Raw genomic sequence first — 26,371 nt, forward strand, 5'->3', positions numbered from 1 at the left:
TGTTAGTCGCCCGCAGCGCCGTCGGCACGCTTGCGTTTGCTCGGGCTGCGCTTGCGTTTGCGCGGGCCGGCACCTGCGCCTTCATCACGGCTGCCCAGCTCGCGAATCATGTCGCGGCGCTGGCTGTCGTTGCAGTCCTGATAGTCGGTCCACCACTGGCCCAGGCCGTCGGTTTCTTCGCCAGCGCTTTCACGCAGCAGCAGGAAGTCGTAACCGGCGCGAAAGCGCGGGTTGTCGAGCAACAGGTCTGCACGTTTGCCGCTGCGCCGTGGCAGACGCTCCTGCATGTCCCAGATCTCGCGGATCGGCATGGTGAAGCGCTTGGGGATCGCGATGCGTTGGCATTGTTCGGCGATCAGCTCGTGGGCGGCTTCGTTCATTGCCGGGATCGGCGGCATGCCACGGCTCTGCAGACGCAAAGCACGCCCCGGCAGCGCCGGCCAGAGCATGGCGGCGAACAGGAAAGCCGGGGTTACCGGCTTGCCCTGCTTGACGCGCAGGTCGGTATTGATCAACGCCTGGCTGATCAGGGTATGGGTATAGGTCGGGTCTTCCTCCAGCGCCTGGGCACTGGCCGGGAACAGCGGGTCGAACAACTCCAGGTCGACGAGCATTTCGAAGGTGTCGGCGGCATGCCCGGAGAGGAACAGTTTCAGCGACTCTTCAAACAGGCGTGCGGCCGGAATCTCGCGCAGCATCGGCGCCAATTGGCGAATTGGCTGCACGGTGTGCTTCTCGATGCCGAAGTTGAGCTTGGCGGCGAAACGCACGGCCCGCAGCATGCGCACCGGGTCTTCCTGGTAGCGCTGGGTTGGGTCGCCGATCAGGCGGATCAGACGGTTGCGGATGTCGTGCACACCGTTGGCGTAATCGAGGATGCGCTCGCTGATCGGATCGTAGTACAGGGCGTTGATGGTGAAGTCGCGGCGCTGGGCGTCTTCTTCCAGGGTGCCGTAGACATTGTCACGCAGGATCCGCCCACTCTCGTTACGCGAGGAGGTGTGGCTGTTCTCTTCCTCGCTTTCCGGGTGGTTGGCGCGGAAGGTAGCGACTTCGATGATTTCACGACCGAAATGGATGTGAACCAGTTTGAAACGGCGGCCGATGATGCGGGCGTTGCGAAACTCGGCGCGGACCTGTTCAGGGGTGGCGCTGGTGGCGACGTCGAAGTCCTTGGGGGTGATGCCCAGGAGCTGGTCGCGTACACAGCCACCGACCAGATAGGCTTGGTAGCCGGCGTTTTGCAGGCGCTCGACGATATTCACCGCGTGGCGACTGAACTGGCCACGTTGCAGCGAATGTTGACCACTGTTGATCACTTCGGGCGTGGTGCGGATGTGGTGCTGGCCACGTACGGTAGGACGGAACGACTGGAACAGCTTCTTCAGCATGGGATGCACTGTTTGAAGGAATGTTCGGCCAAAAACGAAGAATGGCCGCATGATGGGCGGGGATTCTAGCATTTACTCGGTGGATGGTGTAGGCGGTCGCGTCGGACGACGCTTGGGCAGGCTGGGACGGGCAGAAACTACAAGGGGAGCCGAAGCTCCCCAAGAAGTAGTTGCGTGCTCTTATTGTTTTTTTGCCGGGCTTCTTGTTTTTGTTGAGTGCCCTGCCCACAAAAAAAGCTTGTGGGCGGTATCCCTAACCGGGATCAAGAGCAAACGGATTGCTTTGGTCGCTGAGGTTGCAATGATCATGCGATCCAACCAGTTCAGGCCCTGCTTGAGTGCAGTTTTTGTTGTTCTCTGCCTGGTTGTGGGGCAAGCCCCAAATACAACTCCTCTCCAAAAGAATCAGTTAGCTGCGCCTCCGCCGTCTTGTTCTTATTGTGCGTGAGCCGATTCGTCTTATTTTTATTGTCTTTTGCAGTGCTTGTTATTGTTCTTGTACCAAACATATAGCAGGTGCCGTGCCAACTTTTTCAAAGCCCAGTAAAACAAGGGGTTGGAGCGCTTTTGAGTGGTTTTCAGGGCGAAAAAAAACCGGAGCTTCGTTACCGTAAGCCCCGGTTTTTGTTACGACTTTGCGTTGCGGTAACAGTTTGTCGCAGGGTGGCGGTGTTACCGCTGAGCACCGTGGGAAACAGCGCAAACGCCTCAGCCTTCGCTGGTAGCACCGCTCTTGCGCCGCGGGATGCCCAGGCGCTGGCGTCGCTCCCACAGGCACTTGCGGCTTACCCCCAGCTTGCGCGCAAGCTCGGTCTCGGTCATGTGATCCTGATGCTCGAGGACGAAATGCTGGAAGTAGTCTTCCAACGACAGGTCTTCGGTTGGCTCGTGGCTGGTGTTGCTGGCGGTGACGCTGCTCGACAGGCTGGCGAACGGATCATCGTCTTCCAGGTCGCTGAGTTCGATGTCGATACCCAGCAGGTCGGCGGAAATTTCCGGGCTCTCGCACAGGATCACCGCACGCTCAACGGCGTTTTCCAGTTCGCGCACGTTGCCCGGCCAGGAGTAATGCCGAATTGCCTGCTCTGCATCGTGGCCGAACCGCAGGTCGTTACGCCCGACTCGCGCACTCTGGCGGGCGAGGAAGGCATTGGCGATTTCGTTGACGTCGGCGCCTCGCTCGCGCAGGGCCGGCAGTTTGAGGGCGATAACGTGCAGGCGGTAATAAAGGTCTTCACGGAACTGGCCGACCTTGGCCAGGTTCTTCAAGTCGCGGTGGGTGGCGGCGATCAGGCGCACATCGACTTTTTGCGATTGCACCGAGCCGACCCGTCGGATCTCGCCTTCCTGCAGCACCCGTAGCAGGCGTGCCTGGGCTTCGAGCGGTAGCTCGCCGATTTCGTCGAGGAACAGCGTACCGCCATCGGCGGCTTCGACCAGGCCGGCACGCCCGGCACTGGCACCGGTAAAGGCGCCTTTTTCGTGGCCGAACAGTTCCGATTCGATCAGGGTTTCCGGAATGGCCGCGCAGTTCACCGAGATCATCGGTGCCTTGGCCCGTCGCGAGAGGTTGTGCAGGGCGCGGGCTACCAGCTCTTTACCGGTTCCCGATTCACCCTGGATCAGTACATTGGAGTCTGTTGGCGCGACCTTGCGGATTTTGCTGTACAGGTCTTGCATCGGAGGGCAGGTGCCGATGATGCCGATCTCGCCATTGGCCGCATTGCTGGCCGCTGCCTTTTCGCTCGCCGCTGCCTTGCCGTTGCCGCGCTCAGCCGCAGCGGCTGGGGCGTTCTGCCGGTCACGCAGGATACGCGCCACGGCCTGAAGCATTTCATCATGATCGAAGGGCTTGGCGATGTAGTCGACCGCGCCCATCTTCATCGAATCGACGGCAGAACGCAGGCTTGCGTAGCTGGTCATGATCAGCACCGGCGTGCCCTGGCCAAGCTTGATCAGCTCGGTGCCAGGTGCGCCTGGCAGGCGCAGATCGCTGACAATCAGGTCGAAGGTCGCAATGCTGAAGCGCTCCTGGGCTTCCTGCACCGAGCCGGCCTCGCTGACTTGGTACTGGTTGCGCTCAAGCAATCGGCGCAACGCCGAGCGGATGATGGTTTCGTCTTCGACGATCAGAATATGCGGCATTGATTCAATTCTCTCGACGGTCTCAGTTCACAGCGGACGTCGCTACGACATGGCGCGGCAGGGTCACTCGGATCCGGGTACCGCGTTGGCTCTGGCTATCAGCCGGGCTGTCGATGGTGATTTGTCCATAATGCTCTTCCACGATGGAATAGACCAGAGCAAGCCCCAGTCCGGTGCCTTCGCCCGGGTCCTTGGTGGTGAAGAAGGGTTCGAACAGACGATCCATGATGCTTTTCGGGATACCGCTGCCTTCGTCCTCGACGATCAGGTCGACGGTATGTTCGCTGGCCTCGCTCTTGACCCGCACGGCGCTGCCGGGCGGGGAGGCGTCGCGGGCGTTGGACAGCAGGTTGATCAAGACCTGGGCCAGGCGCTGCGGGTCGCCCTCGACCCAGTGGTCCGGGTCGCAAAGGTTGAAGAACTGTACTTCGAAATTGCGCCGGTTCAAGGCCAGCAGACCGATGGCATCCTGGGCCACTTCGGCCAGGCACACGGGCTCGTCGCTGTGCTGGTGGCTGCCGGCATGGGCAAAGCTCATCAACGACTGGACGATGCGCGAGATACGTTTGGTCTGCTCCAGGATCTGGCTGCTCAGCTCGGTGATCTCGCCATCCTCTTCGCGTTCTTCGCGCAGGTTCTGCGCCAGGCACGCGATGCCGGTGACCGGGTTGCCGATCTCGTGGGCAACCCCGGCGGCCAGGCGGCCGATGCTGGCCAGGCGTTCAGAGTGCACCAGCTTGTCTTCCAGGGCCTGGGTTTCGGTGAGGTCCTCGACCAGCAGCACCAGGCCACTGTTACCCGGTGCCAGCGGCTCGTCGATGGCCGCCTTGTGCAGGTTCAACCAACGGGTCTGGCCGTCCAGGCCCAGGCGCTGTTTGTGCAGGTGTTCGTCGGGCACGTTGATGAAGCCCAGCAGCAGCCCGCGCCAGGGTTCGGCAATGGTGGTCAGGCGCGAGCCAACCACGCGCTTGGCAGGGATGCCGGTGAGCTCTTCCATGGCCTTGTTCCACATCAGGATTTCCTGGTCCTTGGCCAGCGAGCAGACGCCCATCGGCAGCTCCTGCAGGGTCTGGCGGTGGTAGCGGCGCAGGGCATCGAGTTCAGCGGCAAGGCCGGTCAGGCGCGAGTGGTAGTCTTCCAGGCGGCTTTCGATGAAATGGATGTCTTCGGTAACGTAATTTTCGTTACCGGACTTGTAGGGCAGGAAGGTCTCGACCATGTCCTGGGCCACACTGGGGCCCATCAGCCCTGAGAGGTTGGCCTCGATGCGGTCGCGCAAGCGGCGCAGGGCATAGGGGCGGCGCTCGTCGAACGGCAGGTAGAGGTCGCGCAGGGCTTGTTCCACTTCCTTTTGTGCCGCCTTGGCGCCCAGGGGCTTGGCCAATTGGGTGGCAAACTCCTGGGGCGAGGCGGCGTGCAGCTCACGGCGTTGTGGGCGACGCACGTTATCCACCGCACAGGCCTCGGCAGCGCTGACTTCTTCACTGCTGGCGTTGGTGAACAGCGAGATCAGGGTGAACAACAGCACGTTGGCGGCCAGCGAGGCGATCGCGGCCATATGCCAACTGGTATCGTCGAGCACATAGATCATGTTCAACAGCGGAATGTAGAAGCCCTGCAGGTTGCCCACCAGCGGCAACAGCATGGTCACCATCCACACCAGAATCCCTGCCAGCAGGCCGGCAATGAAACCGCGGCGGTTGGCGGTCGGCCAGTACAACACTGAAAGCACGCCGGGCAGGAACTGCAAGGTGGCGACGAAAGCGACGATGCCCAGGTTTGCCAGGTCCTGCTGGCTGCCCAGGGTCAGGTAGAAACCGAAACCGGCAGTGATGATCGCAACGATCAGCGCCCGGCGGGTCCATTTCAGCCAGCGGTAGATATTGCCCTCGGCCGGTGGCTGGTACAGCGGCAGCACCAGGTGGTTCAAGGCCATGCCCGAGAGGGCCAGGGTGGTGACGATGATCAGCCCGCTGGAAGCCGATAGCCCGCCGACATAGGCCAGTAGCGCCAGCGCCTGGTTGTTGGCGGCGATGCCCAGGCCCAGAGTGAAGTACTCTGGGCTGGTGCTGGCACCCATTTTCAGGCCCGCCCAGAGAATCAGCGGCACGGCCAGGCTCATCAGCAGCAGGAACAGCGGCAGGCCCCAGCTGGCGCTGACCAGCGAGCGTGGGTTGAGGTTCTCGGTGAAGGCCATGTGGTACATGTGCGGCATGACGATGGCGGAGGCGAAGAACACCAGCAGCAGGGTGCGCCAGGGTCCTTCCTGCAATGGCGTGTGCAAGGCGGCCAAGGCGGTCTGGTTCTGCAGCAACCAGACTTCCAGCTCATGGGGGCCACCAAAGACGCCATACAGTGCATAGAGGCCGATACCGCCCAGGGCCAGCAGCTTGATGACCGACTCGAAGGCGATGGCAAACACCAGGCCTTCGTGTTTCTCCCGGGTGGCAATGTGGCGGGAGCCGAAGAAGATGGTGAACAGGGTGATCAGCGCGCAAAAGGCCAGGGCCACCCGGGCCTTGACCGGCTCGCCGGTCAGAATGCTGATGGAGTCGGCCACCGCCTGGATCTGCAGCGCCAGCAGCGGCAGCACACCAATCAACATGAAAATGGTGGTCAGGGCCCCGGCCCAGGTGCTGCGAAAACGAAAGGCAATCAGGTCGGCCAGCGACGAGAGCTGGTAGGTGCGGGTGATCTTCAGGATCGGGTAGAGCAGCACCGGCGCCAGCAGGAAGGCGCCGGACACCCCCAGGTAACAGGCGAGAAAACCGTAGCCATACTGGTAGGCCAGGCCCACCGAGCCATAAAAGGCCCAGGCACTGGCATAGACGCCCAGCGACAGGGTGTAGGTCAGCGGGTGGCGGATGATCGAGCGCGGGATCATCCCGCGTTCGCTGACCCAGGCCACGCCGAACAGCACCAGCAGGTAGGCGGCGCTGATCAGGATCATCTGGGTCAGGCTAAAGCTCATCGGCATCACGTTGGCTCTGCAGGATAAAGGTCACGACGATCAGGATCAGCCAGAGCAGGTACGGGCGATACCAGGCACCGGTTGGCTCGATCCACCAGTCCATGATGGCCGGGGAGAACAGGTAGATCCCCACGACCAGAAGCAGGACCAAACGATAGATATACATGCTGGCCTCAAAGGTTAGGGCGCTGCGGCTTGGACTTATTATTGGCGCAAATGGCTGTGGCGATGGTAACGGGCTTGCACGTTTTTGCCAAAGAATTGAATTTGCTGGGCTTTCTGTGTCGAGGTGCGTACACCGACCGGGTGGGAGCGGGCTTGCCCCGCGATGCGATACAGCAGGTAGATCGCAATCGCGGGGCAAGCCCGCTCCCACGACGGTCAGTGCAGGTCGGCCTCGGGCACGCTCAGGCGCCGGGGTACGGCCGCAGGGTTCCAGTGCGCTGCGGCATGTGCCAGCACTTCGGCCGGGGTGCCTTGCTCCATACCCGCCTCGGTCGCCTGGCCCAGCGCGCGCAAGGCCCGTAGCAACAGGGGCGTGGCCTGATCGGCGGAAAGCGGCGGTGAACGGTAGGACTTGCCCAGCTTGTGTCCATCGGGCTGCACGATCAGCGGCACGTGCAGGTAACGCGGTTGCGACAGCCCCAGCAGTTCCTGCAGGTACAGCTGGCGCGGGGTGTTATCCAGCAGGTCGGCGCCGCGTACGATGTCGGTGACCCCTTGCCAGGCATCATCGAGCACCACCGCCAGTTGATAGGCATAGAGTCCGTCGCGACGACGGATGACGAAATCACCCACATCACGCCCTAGATGCTGTTCAAAAGGACCCTGAACGCGGTCTTCGAATCGGTAGGTCAACTCCGGCACGCGCAGGCGAATGGCAGCATCCTGCTGGGCATGACCGGCATTACGGCACAGGCCGGGGTAAATGCCGTTGTAACCCTCCAACTGCTTGCGCGAGCAGGTACAGGCATAGGCCAGGCCCTGGCGAAACAGGCGTTCGACTACCTCGGCATAGGCTTCATGACGCAGGCTTTGATAGACCACCTCGCCATCCCATTGCAGGCCGTAGCTTTCCAGGGTTTGCAGGATCGCTGCCTGGGCGCCGGGGGCTTCGCGGGGCGGGTCGATGTCTTCCATGCGCACCAGCCAGGTGCCGCCGACTGCCCGGGCGTCGAGCCATGAGGCGAGGGCGGCGACCAGCGAGCCAAAATGCAGGAAACCACTGGGGGTGGGAGCGAAGCGTCCGATGTAGCGGGAGTTATTCATGGGGGGCAAGTATGAAAATGAAACGGGGCGCCTGATGCGCCCCGTTCGGATGGGAGAAGGATCAGCCTTTGCCGACCGTTTTTTCTTTCTTCTCCGCGATTTCCTTGCAGTCAAAGCACAGGTCGGCAGTAGGGCGGGCTTCCAGTCGGCGAAGACCAATTTCAATGCCACAGCCGTCGCACCAGCCGTATTCCTCGTCCTGGATCTTCTGCAGGGTCTTGTCGATTTTCTTGATCAGCTTGCGCTCGCGATCACGGTTGCGCAGTTCCAGGGCAAATTCTTCTTCCTGGCTGGCACGATCGGCGGGGTCCGGGAAGTTGGCCGCCTCGTCCTTCATGTGGTCCACAGTTCGGTCCACACTGGTCATCAGCTCCTGCTTCCAGGCACCCAGAAGTTTGATGAAGTGTTTGCGCATGGGGTCTCCCATGTACTCTTCACCCTTGGTTTCCTGATAGGGTTCGACGCCGTACATGGTCTGACTGCTTTTTTTTTGCTTTTCTAGGGTGGACATGAATAGACCGCCTCTCACTTTTCTAATCCATTGCGCAGGCTGCTCCATCTCCGGCGCCCGCCGGCCCTGCGACTGCGAGCCGCCGAACTTACCAGATCGAATCGGGGTGCGCTACTCCCGGTTGTCAAGGCCGGGGCAACGGTGCCTGGCCTTGATGATCTTTGCAGTGGACCGCAGGTTTTGCCACACGTTCGACCCGGCGCATGGGTAGAATCAATATTCTAGACCCTTTTGAGAGAAGGCTAATGGCCCAGCCCTACAGTGCGCGCAGCCGCGCCATCGAACCTTTCCACGTGATGGCCCTGCTGGCTCGCGCCAATGAGCTGCAGGCCAGCGGTTGCGACGTGATTCACCTGGAAATCGGCGAGCCGGACTTCACCACCGCCGCGCCGATCATCGAAGCCGGCCAGGCCGCACTGGCCCAGGGGCACACCCGTTACACCGCTGCCCGTGGGCTGCCAGCGTTGCGTGAAGCGATTGCCGGGTTTTACCAGCAGCGCTACGGGCTGAACGTCGACCCGCAACGCATCCTCATTACTCCAGGCGGTTCCGGGGCCTTGCTGCTGGCCGCAAGCTTGCTGGTCGACCCGGGCAAGCACTGGCTGCTGGCCGACCCGGGCTACCCGTGCAATCGGCATTTCCTGAGGCTGGTCGAAGGTGCTGCACAGCTGGTGCCGGTGGGGCCTGAGGTCAACTACCAGCTCACCGCCGACCTAGTCGAGCGGCACTGGGACCAGGACACCGTCGGCGCGTTGGTTGCATCGCCGGCCAACCCGACCGGTACCGTGCTTGATCACGGCGAACTGGCCAGCCTGTCGGACGCTACCCGCGCCCGTAATGGCCACCTGGTGGTGGACGAGATCTACCACGGCCTGACCTACGGTATGGATGCGCCGAGTGTGCTGGAAGTCGACGACGAAGCTTTCGTCCTTAATAGTTTTTCCAAGTATTTCGGCATGACCGGCTGGCGCTTGGGGTGGCTGGTCGCCCCCCCGGCGGCGGTGGCCGATCTGGAAAAGCTTGCGCAAAACCTCTACATCAGCGCACCGAGCATGGCTCAGCACGCCGCTCTGGCCTGTTTCGAGCCCGCCACCCTGGCCATTCTCGAAGAGCGCCGCGGCGAGTTCGCCCGGCGTCGCGACTTCCTCTTGCCGGCCTTGCGCGAGCTGGGTTTCAAAATTGCTGTCGAGCCTCAGGGCGCGTTCTACCTGTATGCCGATATCAGCGCCTTTGGCGGTGATGCCTTTGCCTTTTGCCAGCATTTTCTCGAAACCGAGCATGTAGCCTTTACGCCGGGCCTGGACTTCGGCCGCCACCAGGCCAGCCATCATGTACGCTTTGCCTACACCCAGAGTTTGCCGCGTTTAGAGCAGGCGGTTGAGCGGATCGCCCGTGGACTGCGGAGCTGGCAAGGCTGATGCGTTTTTCTCCCACACTTGAAACCGCACGTTTGCTGCGCCGCTACAAGCGCTTCCTGGCTGACATCGAGCTGGCCAATGGTGAGCAGATGACCATCCATTGTCCCAACACCGGCTCGATGTTCAATTGCATGGTCGAAGGCGGCCAGGTCTGGTTCAGCCGCTCCAATGACCCCAAGCGCAAGCTGCCCGGCACCTGGGAAATCAGTGAAACGCCGCAAGGGCGGCTGGCCTGCGTCAATACCGGGCGGGCCAACGCCCTGGTGGAAGAGGCCCTGCGCGCTGGCATCATCAGCGAACTGGCCGGGTTTACCGGGCTCAAGCGCGAAGTGGCCTACGGTGAGGAGCGCAGCCGGGTGGATTTTCGCCTGGAGTTTGCTGACGGCCCGGCCTACGTCGAGGTCAAGAGCGTGACCCTGGGCTTTGCCGACTCCAGCGTGGCGGCCTTCCCCGACGCGGTCACCCTGCGCGGCGCCAAGCACCTGCGTGAACTGGCAACCCTGGCACGCCAAGGTGTGCGCGCGGTGCAGCTGTACTGCGTGAACCTCAGCGGTATCGATGCCGTACGCCCGGCCGACGAAATCGACAGCGCCTATGCCGACGCGCTGCGTGCTGCGGTGGACGACGGCGTCCAAGTGCTGGCCTATGGCACACGGATCGATGGCGAGCAGGTCTACATCGATCGGCCGTTGCCGGTGTTGCTCAATCGATAAGCCAGATGCCCTGGCTGTCTTCGCGACAGTTCAGGGCCGTCAGTTGCTCTCCCTCGCAGGGGCCCGCCACGCATTCGCCAGACTCGATCAGAAACAGTGCGCCGTGACGTGTGCAGGCGATCAGGCTGGCGCTGCTGTCGAGAAAGGCGTCAGCTTCCCAGTTCAGGGCAATACCGCGATGGGGGCAGTAATTGCGGTACAAATAGACTGTGCCGGCGCGCCGAACCGCGAAAATCTCCAGGTCATCGACACTGAAACCTCGGCTCTGGCCTTCGCCCAGTTGCTCGGATCGACAAAGAAAATGCATGGTGGAGGGTTACCCGAAGTCACAGTCACGGCTTGACGTGCAAATGCAAATAATTATCAAATTGCCTGCATCCGCCGTATCGGACGCTTTATACCGTGCGTCCCCGGCATTATCCACCCGGATTGCCGCTCCTCCTCATTCAAGGAAGCCTGTTATGCGCCCACGTGCCCGCCTGATCGCCCTGTGTGCCGGTCTTGTGTTCAACACCCTGGCCCAGGCCGAAGCCTTGCCGCAGCGCTGGGTCAGCGCCGGTGGGGCCTTGAGCGAGTGGGTGACGGCGCTGGGGGGCGAGCAGAAGCTGGTCGGGGTCGATACCACCAGCCAGCATCCTGCATCGCTCAAGGCATTGCCAAGCGTTGGTTATCAGCGCCAACTGTCCGCCGAAGGCGTGCTGAGTCTGCGGCCGGATGTACTGGTGGGCACTGAGGAAATGGGCCCGCCGCCGGTGCTGGCGCAAATCCGTGGCGCCGGGGTCAAGGTCGAACTGCTGTCGAGCAAGGCCGACCTGGGCGCAGTGGAAGGCAACCTGCAAAAGCTGGGGCATCTGCTCGGTAATGAACAACAGGCTCGACAGTTGTTTGCCGACTACCGCCAGCAACTTGATGCCCTGCAGGGCAAGATCAAACAGTTGCAAAGCACCCAGGCGGCCCCTGGGGTGATCCTGCTGGTCGGTCATGCCGGCTCCAAGCCGATGATTGCTGGCAAAGGCACCTCCGGCGACTGGTTGCTCCGGCAAGCCGGTGCGCGCAATCTGGCCGACAACGAGGGGTACAAGAACTTCTCGGTGGAGGCCTTGGCGGCCCTCGATCCCGATGTACTGGTATTCGCCGACCGCAGCTTGAGCGGTGACCAGGCCTTGCAGGCACTGCTCAAGGAAAACCCTGCTCTGAACGCTTCGCGTGCCGCACGTAACAAACGCCTGATTGAGCTGGACCCGACCCTGCTGGTCGGAGGTCTGGGCCCGCGCCTGCCCGTGACCTTGCAGCGCCTGTCCCAAGCCTTCTACCCAACCGCGCAATGAACCGGCTGGTCAAACCGCGCACGCTGTTCGTCGCCCTGACGCTGCTGTGTCTGCTGGCGATCTGGCTGTCGCTGGCGCTGGGGCCGGTCAGCCTGCCATTGTTCGATACCCTGCGTGCTGGCGCGCGGCTGATCGGGCTGCCGGTGGCCGGCGAAGGGCTGGAGCAGGCCGAGTTGATCCTGGGGCAGATACGCTTGCCGCGTACGCTGCTGGGGTTGGCGGTGGGCGCGGTGCTGGCGCTGTCCGGGGTGGCAATGCAAGGCCTGTTTCGCAATCCCCTGGCTGACCCTGGCCTGGTTGGTGTTTCCGCGGGCGCCGCGCTTGGCGCAGCGGTAGCGATTGTTGGCGGCTCATGGGTAGGTGGCATCCCTGAGGTGCTCGCGCCTTATCTGTTGTCCCTGTGTGCGTTTCTTGGTGGCCTGGGGGTGACTGCACTGGTGTACCGACTGGGCCGCCACGATGGCCAGACCAACGTGGCGACCATGCTCCTTGCGGGTATCGCCTTGACCGCCTTGGCCGGCGCGGCAGTGGGGCTGTTCACTTATCTGGCCGATGACGCCACCTTGCGCACCCTGACCTTCTGGAACCTGGGCAGCCTCAATGGCGCCAGTTACCAGCGCCTGTGGCCACTGGTGCTGGTCGCCGTGCTGGTCTCGCTGTGGTTGCCGCGCCGGGCGCAGGCCCTCAATGCCTTGCTGCTGGGCGAGTCCGAAGCCCGGCACCTGGGCATCGAAGTCGAGAAGCTCAAGCGCGAACTGGTGTTCTGTACCGCCTTGGGTGTTGGCGCGGCGGTCGCGGCGGCGGGGCTGATCGGCTTTATCGGCCTGGTGGTGCCGCATCTGGTGCGTTTGCTGGCCGGGCCCGATCACCGTGTGCTGCTACCGGCGTCGCTGCTGGCCGGTGCTTCGTTGCTGTTGTTTGCCGACTTGATCGCCCGTTTGGTGCTGGCACCCGCGGAGCTGCCGATCGGTATTGTTACCGCATTTATCGGCGCACCGTTTTTCCTCTACCTGCTGTTGCGAGGGCGCGCCTGATGCTGCGAGTCGAGAACCTGTCCCTGCGTCGAGGCGCGAACCTGGTCCTGAGCGACATCAGCCTGGCGCTGCAGCCCGGTCAGGTGCTGGGGGTACTGGGCCCCAACGGGGCGGGCAAGAGCAGCCTGCTCGGGGTGATGTGTGGCGAGCTGGAGGCGAGCCAGGGGCGGGTGACCCTAGATGATCACGGGCTGTCCGAATGGCCCGGCCAGCAGCGCGCCCAACGTCTGGCGGTATTGCCGCAGGTGTCCAGCCTCGGCTTTGCCTTCCGGGTCGAGGAGGTGGTTGGCATGGGCCGCTTGCCGCACCGAAGCGGCCTTGAACGTGACCGGCAGATTATCGACGCGGCGTTGCAAGCGGCCGACGCCAGCCATCTGGTCGGGCGTAGTTACCTGGCGTTGTCCGGTGGCGAGCGTCAGCGCGTGCACCTGGCACGGGTGCTGGCCCAGCTATGGCCCGGGGAGGAGGGGCGAATCCTGCTGCTCGACGAGCCCACCTCGATGCTCGACCCGTTGCACCAGCACACCACCTTGCAAGCGGTACGCGAGTTCGCCGACCGCGGTGCGGCGGTGCTGGTTATCCTTCACGACCTGAACCTGGCAGCGCGCTACTGTGACCGCATCCTGCTGCTCGAACAGGGCCGCGCCCATGCTCTGGATACGCCGCAGCAGGTGTTGCGTCCTGACGCACTCAAGGCCGTGTTTGGCATTGATGTACTGGTGCAGCCGCATCCCGAGCGCGGGCATCCGTTGATCATTGCTCGCTAGCAGGCAGGTTGGGTGTGGGGCCGAGAAAACATCAGGCAAAAAAAGACCCGGCAAAGTGCCGGGTCAATAACCGTGATTAGCCTGATGAGGAGATAATCTGAGAGTCCGAACCAGGGGCTTTCAGGTTACCCAACCAGTCTCGCGACCAGTTGTGATAATCATAACGATTCTCATTTCGTAGTCAAGCATCGTGACTCAAAAATCTCGATTATTTTTCGTCAGGGCGGGTTTACTGTCGAGTTCCTGGTTCAGGGCTTCCTTGCGTTCGGCTGGAATATCGTTCCAGTGCACATCGAGCAAGGCGCCTTCAATCGCATAGAGCAGCACCTTCGAGGCGCGAAAGCCACGGGTACGTACGGCCTTGTAGGCGCTTACCGCACCCAGTCGGCGCAGGTCGGATGCGCTGTGGATGCCGACCGCATGCAGCCATTGCGCAGAAGTCTTGCCAAGGTTTTTCAGATGCTGAAGTTCATCGTTCATCAAGCCTCCTTGCGACGGCTGAACGGGTCTTGATTAAGGAATCGCGAGCAGGTCAAAGAGGAGTGTAGCGGCACTTGGAAAATACGCGGCGTTTTGCCATCCATGTGCCGACGGGTAGCCGAACGCTGCCCGCCAAGCCGCAGCCGGTGGGCATTTCATCCTATAGTGTCAGCGTGTGCGGTAACGCAGGCGTGTGCCGAAGTTGACCGACATGAGGATCTCGTCGGCGCTCAGTTCGCTAGGGAAGTAGGTTCCGGAAATCTGCGCGTGGGCAAGGCTCGCACCTTCCAGGCCGTTATGACGCAGGTCCAGGCCGCGCAGGTCGGAAGCACGGAAATAGGCATCGGTGAAATCGATGCCGCGGGTGTCCAGCTCGCGCAGGTCAAGTCCACGGAAATCACCGCCCCGAAAATCGACAGTGCCGTCCTTGGGTTTCTCGCGATTGAAGCTGGCGATCTGTTCGTCATGCACCAACGCATACAGCGCGCTGTCCAGTTGCCGTGGCTGATTCATGAGGCGCCTCCTTGTTTGAGCTTATGGTGGCATTATAGTGCCATCATTGCGGAGGCGCCTGGAATCAGGCGTGAAGTGTCGACTGCTTCACGTCCTGGGCTACATCAGAGCCCAGGCAGGCGCTGGCGGATCTGCTTGACCAGCAGATCGAGGCTGCCGCTCTCGTTGGTTTCCACGCGCTTGCTTTGCAGCAGCTCTTCGGCGCTGAGCGGGTCACGGCTGGCCTGCTGGGCCTTGACCACGCCCAGGGTGGCATCCGACGGATCGTTCTGGTCGGCCTGGCGCTGGGCCAGCCAGCTGGCGATCACTGCGTCCGGGGCATTGCAATCGAGGATCAGGAACGGCACGCCGGTTTCGCTGGCAACGCCGGCGGCGGCCTGGCGCTGCTCCTGGTTGAGGTAAGTGGCGTCGATCACCACCGGGAAGCCGGCGCGCAGGATGGTTTGAGCCAGTTTATGCAGGCGCTGGTAGGTGGCCTGGCTTGCGTCTTCGCTGTAGATGCCGGCTTGTAGCTGGCCGGCATTGGCGCTGGCTTGTTCGCCGAACAGGCGCTTGCGCTCGACGTCCGAACGCAGGCGGATCGCGCCCAGGGCGTCAACCAGGCGCATGGCCACGTGGCTCTTGCCCACTGCGGAAACGCCGTGGGTAATGGCCAGGAAGCGCGAAGGGATGGCGCTGTAGCTCTCTGCCAGGTTGGCATAGTTGCGGTAGGTGCGCAGGGTGGTGGCGCGCTGCACGGCATCGGCGTTGGCCGGCATGCTGAACAGGGCGACCTTGGCCCGCACCAGTGCACGGTAGGCCTTATAGAAGTTCAGCAGTTCCAGGCCGGCGTAATCACCGGTCAGTTCCAGGTACTGGCTGATGAAACGGCGCGACAACGATTTCAGACCGCGATCTTCAAGGTCCATGGCCAGAAAGGCGGCATCGGCGTACACGTCGGTCAGGCGGAACGGCTCGTTGAACTCGATGCAATCGAAGATCACCACTTTGCCGTCGATCAGGGTGGCGTTGCCCAGGTGGATGTCACCGTGGCATTCGCGAATAAAGCCCTCTGCTTTGCGCTTGTCCAGCAGCGTGTGCAGTCGCTTGAAGCTGTCGTGGGCCCAGGCTTGCAGCGCATCGAGCTGCTGCAGGTCAGCCTTGTCGGACAGGAATGGGCGAATCTGCTCGAAGTTCTGCTCGACCGGCGCCATGACGCTGTCTGGCGTACCCAGCGGGTGCTCGACCGCGACTTTCGGTGCGGCCAGGTGGAAGCGGGCGATCTGTTCGGCCATCTGGTCGATGTGCGCGGCGGTCAGCTCGCCATTGGCCTGCAGGGTGCTGAGCATCTGGCTCTGCGGGAACTGGCGCATCTGCAGTGCGTACTCGATCGACGCGCCTTCGCCACCCAGTTGCGGGGCTTCGGCGCTGCCGGTGATCGGCAGCACTTGCAGGTACAGGCCTTCGGTCAGGCGCTGGTTCAGGCGCAGCTCTTCGTTGCAGAAGTGCTCGCGCTGGGACAACTCGGTGAAATCCAGGAAGCCGAAGTTCATCGGCTTCTTGATCTTGTAGGCATAGTCACCGGTGAGCAGCACCCAGGAGATATGCGTCTCGATGACCTGAAAAGCCTTCACAGGATGAGGGAACAGGGCGGGATTCTGCAGGGCAGTGATCAAGGCTTGGCTCACGGGCGATCCTTCTGGGTCGGAGATTCGAATCGGCCATTATGGCCGCAAGCGTGGCTGCTGCAAACCGCCGGAGGGCGCCTGTCGATGAACGATAAAGTGCGTATAATCCGCCGCCATGACTCGATCCCGATCCTCCCGTACCGCTAAAAAACGCCCGTCTGGCCGCTCGCGTGCCTGGCTGGGCTGGGCATTGAAGCTCAGCCTGGTCGGCCTTGTGCTGGTGGCGGGTTATGCCATTTACCTCGACGCTGTGGTCCAGGAGAAATTCTCCGGCAAGCGCTGGACCATCCCGGCCAAGGTGTACGCTCGCCCGCTGGAGCTGTTCGTCGGGCAGAAGTTGAGCAAGGCCGACTTCCTGATCGAGCTCGATGCCCTCGGCTATCGCCGCGAAAGCGTCGCCAACGGTCCGGGCGCAGCGGCGGTCAATGGCAACAGCGTCGACCTCAACACCCGCGGCTTCCAGTTCTATGAAGGCATGGAACCGGCGCAGGGCGTCAGCGTACGCTTCTCTGGCGACTATGTTGCCGGCCTCAGCGGTGCCAACGGCACCAAACTTGATGTGGTGCGCCTGGAGCCGCTGCTGATCGGCGGCCTGTACCCGAAAAACCTCGAAGACCGTATCCTGATCAACATCGATCAGGTGCCGCCGTATCTGCTGGAAACCCTGGTGGCCGTGGAAGACCGCGACTTCTATAGCCACTTTGGCGTGTCACCCAAGTCGATTGCCCGGGCGGTGTGGGTCAACACCTCGTCCGGTGCCATGCGCCAGGGCGGCAGTACCCTGACCCAACAGTTGGTGAAGAACTTCTACCTGACCAACGAACGCAGCCTCAGCCGCAAGCTCAATGAAGCGATGATGGCCTTGCTGCTCGAGTTGCATTACGACAAGCGTGAAATCCTCGAGGCCTATCTCAACGAAGTGTTCGTCGGCCAGGATGGCCAGCGCGCGGTGCACGGCTTCGGCCTGGCCAGCCAGTTCTTCTTCAGCCAGCCGCTGTCCGAGCTCAAGCTGCATCAGATCGCCTTGCTGGTCGGTATGGTCAAGGGCCCTTCCTACTACAACCCGCGGCGTTATCCGGAGCGGGCCACGGTGCGGCGTAACCTGGTACTCGACCTGCTGGCCGAGCAGGGCGTCGCCACCCCGGAAGCGGTGGACGCGGCGAAGAAAATGCCACTGGACGTCACCAAGCGTGGCAGTCTGGCCGACAGCTCGTACCCAGGCTTCCTCGACCTGGTCAAACGCCAGCTGCGCCAGGACTACCGTGACGAAGACTTGACCGAAGAAGGCCTGCGCATCTTCACCAGCTTCGATCCGATCCTGCAGATGAAGTCGGAAGCTGCCATGGGTGAGACCTTCAAGCGCCTGGCCGGGCGCAAGGGTGCTGATGAAGTCGAAGCGGCCATGGTTGTGACCAACCCGGAGACCGGTGAAGTCCAGGCCCTGATCGGTAGCCGCCAGGCCGGTTTTGCCGGCTTCAACCGCGCCATCGATGCCGTACGGCCGATCGGCTCGCTGGTCAAGCCTGCGGTGTACCTGACTGCTCTGGAAAAACCGAGCAAGTACACCCTGACCAGTTGGGTGCAGGATGAGCCATTCTCGGTCAAGGGGGCTGACGGCCAGGTGTGGCGGCCGCAGAACTATGACCGGCGCTCCCATGGCACGATTTACCTGTATCAGGGCCTGGCCAACTCCTACAACCTGTCGACCGCCAAGCTGGGCCTGGAACTGGGCGTGCCCAATGTGCTCAAGACCATCGGCCGGCTGGGCGTGAATGTCGACTGGCCAGCCTTCCCGTCGATGATGCTCGGCGCCGGCGGCATGTCGCCGATGCAGGTTGCGACCATGTACCAGACCCTGGCCAACGGCGGCTTCAACACGCCGATGCGTGGCATTCGCAGCGTGCTGACCGCCGAGGGCGAACCGCTCAAGCGTTACCCGTTCCAGATCCAGCAAACTTTCGACCCGGGCGCCATTTATCTGGTGCAGAACGCCATGCAGCGGGTGATGCGCGAAGGCACCGGGCGTTCGGTCTACAGTGTGCTGCCAAGCTCGTTGACCCTGGCGGGCAAGACCGGTACCAGTAACGATTCCCGTGACAGCTGGTTCGCAGGCTTCAGCCAGGACCTGCTGGCGGTGGTGTGGCTGGGCCGTGACGACAACGGCAAGACGCCGTTCACCGGCGCCACCGGTGCCTTGCAGGTCTGGACCAGTTTCATGCGCAAGGCCGACCCGCTGCCGCTGGACATGCCGTTGCCCGATAACGTGGTGCAAGCCTGGATCGATCCGCACAGCGGCCAGGGTTCGGATGCCAGTTGCCCGGGCGCCGTGCAGATGCCGTATATTCGTGGCAGTGAACCGCCGGCCGGAGCCGCCTGTGGTGGTGAGCCGGATCCTGCCGAGTCCGTCATGGACTGGGTCAAGGGTTGGATGAATTAAGCATTAGCCTAAAGAGGGTGTGCAGTGAACAAGTGGTTGTTTCCAGCCTTGACGGCGCTGACTTTGCTCAACGGCTGCGCCAGCAATCCGCGCGGCTCGATTCCCGTGGTCGATTCCAGTACCCGGGTGTCCAACAGCGAGCGGGTCACGGCCAACCGTGGCGCGCCTGCGCAGGTCAACAACGGTACGCGTCAGGCGCAAGCCGTGCCGCAGGATTCCGGGGTAATGGTCATGGTGCCGCAAGGTGCCGGTGCGGCGCCGATCCAGACTTTCCCGGCCTCTACCGGCGCCGCACCGATCAGCACCGGTCCGATTACCCCGGGCCCGAGCAGCTCGGCACCGTTCGACAGCAGTTCGACCAACGCCGGCAGCTACACCATGCCAAGCACCAGCGCACCCAGTGCGCCGAGCGGTATTCCACGCTCCAGCGCTGCCAGCGGCGGTTTGTCGGCTGATGAGCAACTCGACGGCCCGGTGCTGGCGTTGTTGACCACCGCCCAGCAGCAACAGAGCGGTGGCGACTACAACGGTGCTTCGTCGAGCCTGGAGCGTGCCCAGCGCATCGCCCCGCGCGAGCCGCAAGTGCTTTATCGCCTGGCACAGGTACGCCTGGCCCAGGGTGATGCCGCGCAATCCGAGCAACTGGCGCGCCGCGCACTGACTTACGCCAACGGCCGTCCTGACCTGCAGGCCGGGTTGTGGAACATCATTGCCCAGTCGCGCGAGAAGCAGGGTGACTCGGCTGGCGCAGCGCTAGCCCGGCAGAAAGCCCAGGTCAACCTGTAATGGACCCACGTATTCTTGATATCGCCGATCATTTGCTGTTGATCGAGCACGAACTGCATGCCCAAGGCTGGTGGAGTGAGGTTTCGCCTACGCCGCAAGCGTTGGCGAGCAGCGTGCCGTTTGCGGTCGACAGCATGAGCTTCGATCAGTGGCTGCAGTGGATCTTTCTGCCAAAAATGAAAGAGATTCTCGAAAGGGGCCTGCCGTTGCCCAATGCCTCCGGCATCCTGGTCATGGCTGAAACGGTATACGTTGACCGTCCGGAGCAAAGCCGCGAGCTACGCAGGCTGCTAGCAGAGTTTGACCAATTGATCAGTCCTTCTGCCTGAATTTCCCTCTTTTCACCCTTGGAGCCACAGATTGTGGCTCTTTTTGTTTGTATTGTTTGTTTTTCTGCTGCTGTCTCCGGCATTAGTGGTGGCTGTGGTTCGTCCTTGCGCGAAATTGGCAATAATTTTTCTTGACTTGCGCGCGCCGAAAAAGAAGAATCCAGATTCCGCTGTAGAGGGACTGCCAGAAGCAGACCCGCTAAGCAGATCATGAGGCGCACACCCGCGCCGACCTGTTACACCCCGCAACGCGTTACCTCGCGCTGGGTGGGAAAACCCCGCAACACTCTGGGGCGCTCCCAATACTTGCTCAGTCAGTGCTGACGTAGTCGGCGATTCCGTCGCTCATGCTCTGCTTGGCAGTAAACCTATTAAGACCCGTCCACCGTGGACGGTATTCTGGCGTTTTAGAGGTGAACAACGTGGAGCTTTTATCTGGCGGTGAGATGCTCGTCCGCTTTTTGCGCGACGAAGGCGTCAAATACATCTATGGGTACCCAGGTGGTGCTCTCCTGCACGTCTACGACGCCCTGTTCAAAGAACCTGAAGTGACCCACATCCTGGTGCGTCACGAGCAGGCCGCCACCCACATGGCCGACGGCTATGCCCGTGCCACCGGTAAAGCCGGCGTGGTGCTGGTGACTTCCGGTCCTGGCGCAACCAATGCCATTACCGGCATTGCCACCGCATACATGGACTCGATCCCGATGGTCATCATCTCCGGTCAGGTGCCTAGCACCATGGTCGGTACCGATGCCTTCCAGGAAACCGACATGATCGGTATTTCCCGGCCGATCGTGAAACACAGCTTCATGGTCAAACACGCCTCGGAAATCCCTGAAGTCCTGAAAAAAGCCTTTTATCTGGCGCAATCCGGTCGCCCGGGTCCGGTCGTGGTCGATATCCCCAAAGACATGACCAATCCTGCGGAAAAGTTCGAATACGTCTACCCCAAAAAGGTCAAGATGCGTTCCTACAGCCCGGCTGTACGTGGTCACTCGGGGCAGATTCGCAAGGCTGCCGAAATGCTCCTGGCCGCCAAGCGTCCAGTGGTTTATGCCGGTGGCGGGGTCATCCTCGGTGGCGGCTCTGATGCCCTGACCGAAGTTGCGCAGATGCTCAACCTGCCGGTCACCAACACGCTGATGGGCCTGGGTGGCTATCCGGGTACCGATCGCCAGTTCCTCGGCATGCTCGGCATGCACGGCAGCTACACCGCCAACCTGGCCATGCACCACGCTGACGTGATTTTCGCCGTCGGTGCGCGCTTCGACGACCGCGTGGTCAACGGCCCGGCCAAGTTCTGCCCGAATGCCAAGGTTATCCACATCGACATCGACCCTGCGTCGATTTCCAAGACGATCAAGGCCGACGTGCCGATTGTTGGCCCGGTTGACAGCGTGTTGACCGAAATGGTCGCCACCTTGCGCGAAATCGGCGAGCAGCCGGACAAAGCCGCCATGGATGCCTGGTGGAAGCAGATCGAAGAATGGCGTGGCGATCGCGACATGTTCCCTTACCAGAAGGGTGACGGCAGTGTGATCAAGCCGCAGACCGTGATCGAGACCCTCTGCGAAGTGACCGGCGGCGACGCCTTCGTGACCTCCGACGTGGGCCAGCACCAGATGTTCGCGGCGCAGTATTACCGCTTCAACAAACCCAACCGCTGGATCAACTCCGGCGGCCTGGGCACCATGGGCTTCGGCTTCCCGGCGGCCATGGGCATCAAGCTGAACTTCCCGGACCAGGACGTTGCTTGCGTCACCGGCGAGGGCAGTATCCAGATGAACATCCAGGAGTTGTCGACCTGCCTGCAGTACGACCTGCCGGTGAAGATCGTCAACCTGAACAACGGCGTTCTGGGCATGGTCCGCCAATGGCAGGACATGTCCTACAACAGCCGTCACTCGCACTCCTACATGGAATCGCTGCCTGACTTCGTCAAGCTGGCCGAAGCCTATGGCCACGTGGGGATCCGCATCACCAGCCTGAAAGACCTCAAGCCCAAGCTCGAGGAGGCGTTCGCCATGAAGGACCGGCTGGTGTTCATCGATATCCAGGTCGACAACAGCGAGCACGTCTACCCGATGCAGATCAAAGACGGCTCTATGCGCGATATGTGGCTGAGCAAGACGGAGCGGACCTAATCATGCGGCACATTATTTCCCTGCTGTTGGAAAACGAACCCGGTGCCTTGTCTCGCGTGGTCGGTCTGTTTTCGCAGCGTAACTACAACATCGAAAGCCTGACGGTGGCGCCAACCGAAGACCCGACCCTGTCGCGTCTGACGTTGACCACGGTCGGACATGATGAGGTGATCGAGCAGATCACCAAAAACCTGAACAAGCTGGTTGAAGTCGTCAAGCTGGTCGACCTCTCGGAAAGCGCGCACATCGAACGTGAACTGATGCTGGTCAAGATCAAGGCCACGGGAGCACAGCGTGCCGAGATCAAACGCACCACCGATATCTATCGTGGGCAGATCGTCGACGTCAGCAGCAGCGTCTATACCGTGCAGCTGACTGGCGCCAGCGACAAGCTTGACAGCTTCATTCAGGCCATCGGTACCGCGTCCATTCTCGAAACAGTGCGCAGCGGCGTTACCGGCATTGCCCGTGGCGACAAAGTGCTCAGCATCTAACTCAAAAAATTAGCGATGGCCCTATGGGCCGAGATAACAGGGGTATTTTCATGAAAGTTTATTACGACAAAGACTGTGACCTTTCCATCATCCAGGGCAAGAAAGTTGCCATCATCGGTTACGGCTCCCAAGGCCACGCTCAGGCGTGCAACCTGAAGGACTCCGGTGTGGACGTCACTGTCGGTCTGCGTAAGGGTTCGGCCACCGTTGCCAAAGCCGAAGCTCACGGCCTGAAAGTTGCCGATGTAGCGAGCGCTGTCGCCAGTGCCGACCTGGTCATGATCCTGACCCCGGACGAGTTCCAGTCCCAGCTGTACAAGAATGAAGTCGAGCCGAACATCAAGAAGGGCGCCACCCTGGCCTTCTCCCACGGTTTCGCCATCCACTACAACCAGGTCGTTCCACGCGCCGACCTGGACGTGATCATGATCGCGCCAAAAGCGCCAGGTCACACCGTACGTTCCGAGTTCGTCAAAGGCGGCGGCATTCCTGACCTGATCGCGATCTACCAGGACGCTTCGGGCAATGCCAAGAACGTTGCCCTGTCCTACGCCGCAGGCGTCGGTGGCGGCCGTACCGGCATCATCGAAACCACCTTCAAGGACGAGACCGAAACCGACCTGTTCGGCGAGCAGGCCGTTCTGTGTGGCGGTACTGTCGAGCTGGTCAAGGCCGGTTTCGAAACCCTGGTTGAAGCCGGCTACGCGCCAGAAATGGCCTACTTCGAGTGCTTGCACGAACTGAAGCTGATTGTTGACCTCATGTACGAAGGCGGTATCGCCAACATGAACTACTCGATCTCCAACAACGCCGAATATGGCGAGTACGTGACCGGCCCTGAAGTCATCAACGCCGAATCCCGCCAGGCCATGCGCAATGCTCTCAAGCGCATCCAGGACGGCGAGTACGCCAAGATGTTCATCAGCGAAGGCGCCACCGGCTACCCATCGATGACTGCCAAGCGTCGTAACAACGCTGCCCACGGCATCGAAGTCATCGGCGAGCAATTGCGCTCGATGATGCCTTGGATCGCAGCGAACAAAATCGTCGACAAGGCCAAGAACTGATCTTGACCTGATGCGATGAAAACGCGGCTTCGGCCGCGTTTTTTCGTTTAGGCGGTCAGCTTCTGGTATAAAGCTTCATCGTTTGTCGGCGAACCCTCGTCGCAGACGTCAGTCGAAACTTTCCAAACCGTTGCAAGGTAATGTCCATGAGCGAACGTCCCGAAGAGCCGAACAAGGCCTCCGACGCCGAAAGCCTGCTACCGATCGATGAGCATGTTGAAGAAGGGCATGACGCCGAAGGACGCAAGGTTCGGCATCGCGGCATCTATCTGCTGCCCAACCTGTTCACCACTGCGAACTTGTTCGCCGGTTTCTATTCGATCATCAACTCCATGAGTGCCCAGGCAGCCCTCAGCGCGGGTGATCCACGTGAGGCGAGCAAGTACTTCGCCTTTGCCGCCATCGCCATTTTTGTCGCCATGGTCCTCGATGGCCTGGACGGCCGGGTGGCACGCATGACCAATACCCAGAGCGCCTTCGGTGCCGAGTATGACTCGCTGTCGGACATGGTCGCCTTCGGTGTCGCCCCGGCATTGCTGGCCTTTGGCTGGGCCCTGGGTGACATGGGCAAGGTCGGCTGGATGGTCGCCTTCATCTATGTGGCGGGTGCCGCGCTGCGTCTGGCGCGCTTCAACACCCAGGTCGGCAAGGCCGACAAGCGCTACTTCATTGGCCTGGCCAGCCCGGCTGCAGCCGGTGTGGTGGCCGGTACCGTGTGGGCTTTCAGCGACTACGGTATCCAGGGCTCGAAGCTGTCGTTCCTGGTGGCGTTGCTGGTGGCTGCGGCCGGTATGCTGATGGTCAGCAACATCAAGTACAACAGCTTCAAGGAGCTGGACCTCAAGGGCCGCGTACCGTTCGTAGCGATCCTCGCAGTGGTGCTGGTGTTCGCGGTAGTCTTCAGTGATCCACCGCGCATCCTGCTGCTGGTGTTCCTCGGCTATGCAGCCTCCGGTCCTGTGCAATACCTGTTGCGCATGCGTCGGCGGAAAAACATCGAGTGATGTAATTTCGCTAGGGCTCCGTAGTCTACTGGTGCATCAGTCCTCCAGTTCTACGGAGCCATCATGCTCATCAAGCTGCCCAAAGCCTCCGATTGCAAAGAATCGGAAATCACCCCCGAATCCCTTTATGTCTCGCGCCGCGCCATGCTCGGCGGGTCGTTGGCTGCCCTCGCGGCCACCGCGCTACCGCGCTGGGCCAGTGCAGCCGAAGCATCGCGTTATGCCAATGTCGAGGCGGGCAGGGCGCCTGGCTGGTTCAGCGATAAGCTCGCCGCGGCCAAGTGGCAAGCGGTCACGGCGCCGGGGGAGGCGATCACGCCATTCAAAGATGCCACTCACTACAACAACTTCTACGAGTTCGGCACCGACAAGGGCGATCCGGCCGCCAATGCCGGCAGCCTGAAAACCGAGCCCTGGACCGTGGTGGTCGATGGTGAGGTAGGCAAGCCCGGGCGCTATGCCCTGGAAGACTTTATGAAACCCTACCAACTGGAAGAGCGCATTTATCGCCTGCGCTGCGTTGAGGCCTGGTCGATGGTCATTCCCTGGTTGGGCTTTCCGTTATCGGCGCTGCTCAAACAGGTCGAGCCAACCTCCAAGGCGCGCTTCATTCGCTTCGAAACCCTTCAGGACCCCAAGAGCATGCCTGGCCAGCGCTCAAGCTTTGCCCTGATCGACTGGCCTTATATAGAAGGCTTGCGCCTGGATGAGGCGATGAACCCGCTGGCGATCCTTGCCGTCGGCATGTACGGGCGCGAACTGCCCAACCAGAACGGTGCGCCGTTGCGCTTGGTGGTGCCCTGGAAGTACGGCTTCAAGAGCATCAAGTCGATCGTGCGCATCAGTCTGGTCGAAGAGCAACCGCGCACCACCTGGCAGGCGATTGCGCCGGAAGAGTATGGCTTCTATGCCAACGTCAACCCCGAGGTCGATCACCCGCGCTGGACCCAGGCCCGTGAGCGGCGCTTGCCCAGCGGGCTGTTCAGTCCCAATGTGCGGCCAACGCAGATGTTCAATGGCTATGCCGAAGAAGTGGCAGGGCTGTACAACGGGCTCGACCTGCGGAAGAACTACTGATGCGCTATCCACTGTTCAGGCTCGGCATTTTCATCCTGGCCAGTATCTGGCCGCTGTGGTGGTTGTATGAAGCAGCCATGGAAGCCCTTGGCCCGGACCCGGGCAAGATCCTGGTCGACCGCCTGGGGTTGGGGGCTTTGATCTTCCTGTTGATAACCTTGAGCATGACGCCCTTGCAGCGCCTCACCGGTTGGTCGGGCTGGATCGTTTCGCGGCGCCAGCTGGGGTTGTGGTGCTTTGCTTATATAGTGTTGCACCTGAGTGCCTACATGTTCTTTGTCCTGGGCCTGGACTGGGGGCAGTTAGGTATCGAGCTGAGTAAGCGGCCCTACATCATTGTCGGCATGCTGGGCTTTGTTGGCCTGCTGGCTTTGGCAGTGACCTCCAATCGCTATAGCCAGCGTCGCCTGGGCGCGCGCTGGAAGAAGTTGCACAAGTTGGTCTACGTGATTCTGGGCTTGGGTCTTTTGCACTTTCTTTGGGTGGTGCGCGCCGATCTCAAGGAGTGGTCTATTTATGCGGCTATTGGCGTGTTCCTCTTGGCCTTGCGTATGCCTGCGCTTGAGCGGCGGATCCCGCGCCTGGCTGCGCGTAAAACAGCGTCTGTAACAAAAGCTTAAACAAGTGCTTGACGCCCGATCTAATCTCTCTATAATTCGCCCCACTTCCGGCGCAGTCTGAACTGAAAACTCCTTGAGTTTCAACGAGTTAGCAGTTTCAGGGCATTCCGGAGGGGCTTCGATCGAAAGATCGGTAGCGGTGAAAAAAGGTGGTTGACAGCGAATTGAAACGCTGTAAAATTTGCCTCCCGCTAACGAGAGAT

Annotated in this window: 24 protein-coding genes; 14 read left to right on the forward strand and 10 right to left on the reverse strand. The window is 61.4% G+C overall.

Going from position 1 to position 26,371, the window contains the following annotated elements:
* Positions 1-2: 2 nt before the first annotated feature.
* From M5G17_RS02510 to dksA, 6 genes are all read right to left on the reverse strand, one after another.
* Positions 3-1,391, reverse strand: coding sequence for a polynucleotide adenylyltransferase PcnB (locus M5G17_RS02510; protein ID WP_273891422.1), 1,389 nt, complete (start codon positions 1,389-1,391; stop codon positions 3-5).
* Between the two features lie 708 nt (positions 1,392-2,099).
* Positions 2,100-3,536, reverse strand: a complete 1,437-nt coding sequence (locus M5G17_RS02515) for a sigma-54-dependent transcriptional regulator (RefSeq protein WP_273891423.1) — start codon at positions 3,534-3,536, stop codon at positions 2,100-2,102.
* Between the two features lie 22 nt (positions 3,537-3,558).
* Positions 3,559-6,513 (reverse strand): sensor histidine kinase, encoded by a 2,955-nt coding sequence (locus tag M5G17_RS02520; RefSeq protein ID WP_273891424.1) that lies wholly within the window; start codon positions 6,511-6,513, stop codon positions 3,559-3,561.
* The gene (locus tag M5G17_RS02525; RefSeq protein ID WP_003250005.1) at positions 6,497-6,673 is read right to left on the reverse strand and encodes a hypothetical protein; all 177 of its coding nucleotides are present in this window, start codon (positions 6,671-6,673) and stop codon (positions 6,497-6,499) included. The genes M5G17_RS02520 and M5G17_RS02525 overlap by 17 nt, the downstream gene beginning before the upstream one ends.
* Positions 6,674-6,888: 215 nt before the next feature.
* Complete coding sequence (gene gluQRS, locus M5G17_RS02530) at positions 6,889-7,776, reverse strand: tRNA glutamyl-Q(34) synthetase GluQRS (protein ID WP_273891435.1); 888 nt, start codon at positions 7,774-7,776, stop codon at positions 6,889-6,891.
* 61 nt (positions 7,777-7,837) lie between these two features.
* Entirely contained in the window at positions 7,838-8,287 is a 450-nt protein-coding gene (gene dksA, locus M5G17_RS02535) for an RNA polymerase-binding protein DksA (protein ID WP_273891451.1), read from the reverse strand.
* A gap of 245 nt (positions 8,288-8,532) precedes the next feature.
* Between dksA and M5G17_RS02540 the strand changes: the two genes are divergently transcribed.
* Positions 8,533-9,705 carry a pyridoxal phosphate-dependent aminotransferase gene (locus M5G17_RS02540; RefSeq protein WP_273891436.1) on the forward strand — a complete coding sequence of 391 codons (1,173 nt, stop codon included), beginning with the start codon at positions 8,533-8,535 and terminating at the stop codon, positions 9,703-9,705.
* The gene (sfsA, locus tag M5G17_RS02545; protein WP_273891437.1) at positions 9,705-10,418 is read left to right on the forward strand and encodes a DNA/RNA nuclease SfsA; all 714 of its coding nucleotides are present in this window, start codon (positions 9,705-9,707) and stop codon (positions 10,416-10,418) included. The genes M5G17_RS02540 and sfsA overlap by 1 nt, the downstream gene beginning before the upstream one ends.
* Here sfsA and M5G17_RS02550 read toward each other — a convergent pair.
* Positions 10,408-10,725 (reverse strand): Rieske (2Fe-2S) protein, encoded by a 318-nt coding sequence (locus M5G17_RS02550; RefSeq protein WP_273891438.1) that lies wholly within the window; start codon positions 10,723-10,725, stop codon positions 10,408-10,410. The two genes, sfsA and M5G17_RS02550, sit on opposite strands and share 11 nt — an antisense overlap.
* A 154-nt stretch (positions 10,726-10,879) precedes the next feature.
* Between M5G17_RS02550 and M5G17_RS02555 the strand changes: the two genes are divergently transcribed.
* Genes M5G17_RS02555 through M5G17_RS02565 form a run of 3 tightly spaced genes read left to right on the forward strand, consistent with a single transcriptional unit; the run spans position 10,880 to position 13,547 of the window.
* Positions 10,880-11,746 carry a heme/hemin ABC transporter substrate-binding protein gene (locus tag M5G17_RS02555; protein WP_273891439.1) on the forward strand — a complete coding sequence of 289 codons (867 nt, stop codon included), beginning with the start codon at positions 10,880-10,882 and terminating at the stop codon, positions 11,744-11,746.
* A 50-nt stretch (positions 11,747-11,796) separates the two neighbouring features.
* Positions 11,797-12,780: a FecCD family ABC transporter permease gene (locus M5G17_RS02560; RefSeq protein ID WP_273891452.1), complete on the forward strand. Its 984-nt coding sequence runs from the start codon at positions 11,797-11,799 to the stop codon at positions 12,778-12,780.
* The gene (locus M5G17_RS02565; protein ID WP_273891440.1) at positions 12,780-13,547 is read left to right on the forward strand and encodes a heme ABC transporter ATP-binding protein; all 768 of its coding nucleotides are present in this window, start codon (positions 12,780-12,782) and stop codon (positions 13,545-13,547) included. Before M5G17_RS02560 ends, M5G17_RS02565 begins: the two co-directional genes overlap by 1 nt.
* A gap of 195 nt (positions 13,548-13,742) precedes the next feature.
* Here M5G17_RS02565 and M5G17_RS02570 read toward each other — a convergent pair whose 3' ends face one another.
* The 3 genes from M5G17_RS02570 to M5G17_RS02580 all read right to left on the reverse strand — a co-directional run bounded on the left by M5G17_RS02570 (position 13,743) and on the right by M5G17_RS02580 (position 16,207).
* Positions 13,743-14,027, reverse strand: a complete 285-nt coding sequence (locus M5G17_RS02570) for a TfoX/Sxy family protein (RefSeq protein WP_273891441.1) — start codon at positions 14,025-14,027, stop codon at positions 13,743-13,745.
* A gap of 168 nt (positions 14,028-14,195) precedes the next feature.
* On the reverse strand, positions 14,196-14,540 hold the full coding sequence (locus M5G17_RS02575) for a pentapeptide repeat-containing protein (RefSeq protein WP_273891442.1): 345 nt from the start codon (positions 14,538-14,540) through the stop codon (positions 14,196-14,198).
* Between the two features lie 104 nt (positions 14,541-14,644).
* Positions 14,645-16,207: a bifunctional aminoglycoside phosphotransferase/ATP-binding protein gene (locus M5G17_RS02580; RefSeq protein ID WP_273891443.1), complete on the reverse strand. Its 1,563-nt coding sequence runs from the start codon at positions 16,205-16,207 to the stop codon at positions 14,645-14,647.
* A gap of 115 nt (positions 16,208-16,322) precedes the next feature.
* Here M5G17_RS02580 and mrcB point away from each other — a divergent pair, with 115 nt between their 5' ends.
* The 9 genes from mrcB (at position 16,323) to msrQ (ending at position 26,168) form a co-directional block, all read left to right on the forward strand.
* Positions 16,323-18,644: a penicillin-binding protein 1B gene (gene mrcB / locus M5G17_RS02585; RefSeq protein ID WP_273891444.1), complete on the forward strand. Its 2,322-nt coding sequence runs from the start codon at positions 16,323-16,325 to the stop codon at positions 18,642-18,644.
* A gap of 24 nt (positions 18,645-18,668) precedes the next feature.
* A complete protein-coding gene (locus M5G17_RS02590; RefSeq protein ID WP_273891445.1) occupies positions 18,669-19,430 on the forward strand; it encodes a tetratricopeptide repeat protein in 762 nt (253 codons plus the stop codon).
* Positions 19,430-19,759 (forward strand): YqcC family protein, encoded by a 330-nt coding sequence (locus M5G17_RS02595; protein ID WP_273891446.1) that lies wholly within the window; start codon positions 19,430-19,432, stop codon positions 19,757-19,759. Before M5G17_RS02590 ends, M5G17_RS02595 begins: the two co-directional genes overlap by 1 nt.
* Positions 19,760-20,181: 422 nt before the next feature.
* Positions 20,182-21,906: an acetolactate synthase 3 large subunit gene (locus M5G17_RS02600; protein ID WP_130266325.1), complete on the forward strand. Its 1,725-nt coding sequence runs from the start codon at positions 20,182-20,184 to the stop codon at positions 21,904-21,906.
* Between the two features lie 2 nt (positions 21,907-21,908).
* On the forward strand, positions 21,909-22,400 hold the full coding sequence (ilvN, locus tag M5G17_RS02605; protein WP_010223016.1) for an acetolactate synthase small subunit: 492 nt from the start codon (positions 21,909-21,911) through the stop codon (positions 22,398-22,400).
* A 50-nt stretch (positions 22,401-22,450) separates the two neighbouring features.
* The gene (gene ilvC, locus M5G17_RS02610; RefSeq protein WP_273891447.1) at positions 22,451-23,467 is read left to right on the forward strand and encodes a ketol-acid reductoisomerase; all 1,017 of its coding nucleotides are present in this window, start codon (positions 22,451-22,453) and stop codon (positions 23,465-23,467) included.
* A gap of 146 nt (positions 23,468-23,613) precedes the next feature.
* Positions 23,614-24,471 (forward strand): CDP-diacylglycerol--serine O-phosphatidyltransferase, encoded by an 858-nt coding sequence (gene pssA / locus M5G17_RS02615; protein WP_010223018.1) that lies wholly within the window; start codon positions 23,614-23,616, stop codon positions 24,469-24,471.
* A gap of 63 nt (positions 24,472-24,534) precedes the next feature.
* Positions 24,535-25,548 (forward strand): protein-methionine-sulfoxide reductase catalytic subunit MsrP, encoded by a 1,014-nt coding sequence (gene msrP / locus M5G17_RS02620; RefSeq protein ID WP_273891448.1) that lies wholly within the window; start codon positions 24,535-24,537, stop codon positions 25,546-25,548.
* Complete coding sequence (msrQ, locus tag M5G17_RS02625; protein WP_273891449.1) at positions 25,548-26,168, forward strand: protein-methionine-sulfoxide reductase heme-binding subunit MsrQ; 621 nt, start codon at positions 25,548-25,550, stop codon at positions 26,166-26,168. The genes msrP and msrQ overlap by 1 nt, the downstream gene beginning before the upstream one ends.
* Positions 26,169-26,371: the final 203 nt, after the last annotated feature.

Origin of the sequence: Pseudomonas rubra, assembly GCF_028656935.1 — a bacterium.
GTDB classification, from domain to species: Bacteria; Pseudomonadota; Gammaproteobacteria; order Pseudomonadales; family Pseudomonadaceae; genus Aquipseudomonas; species Aquipseudomonas rubra.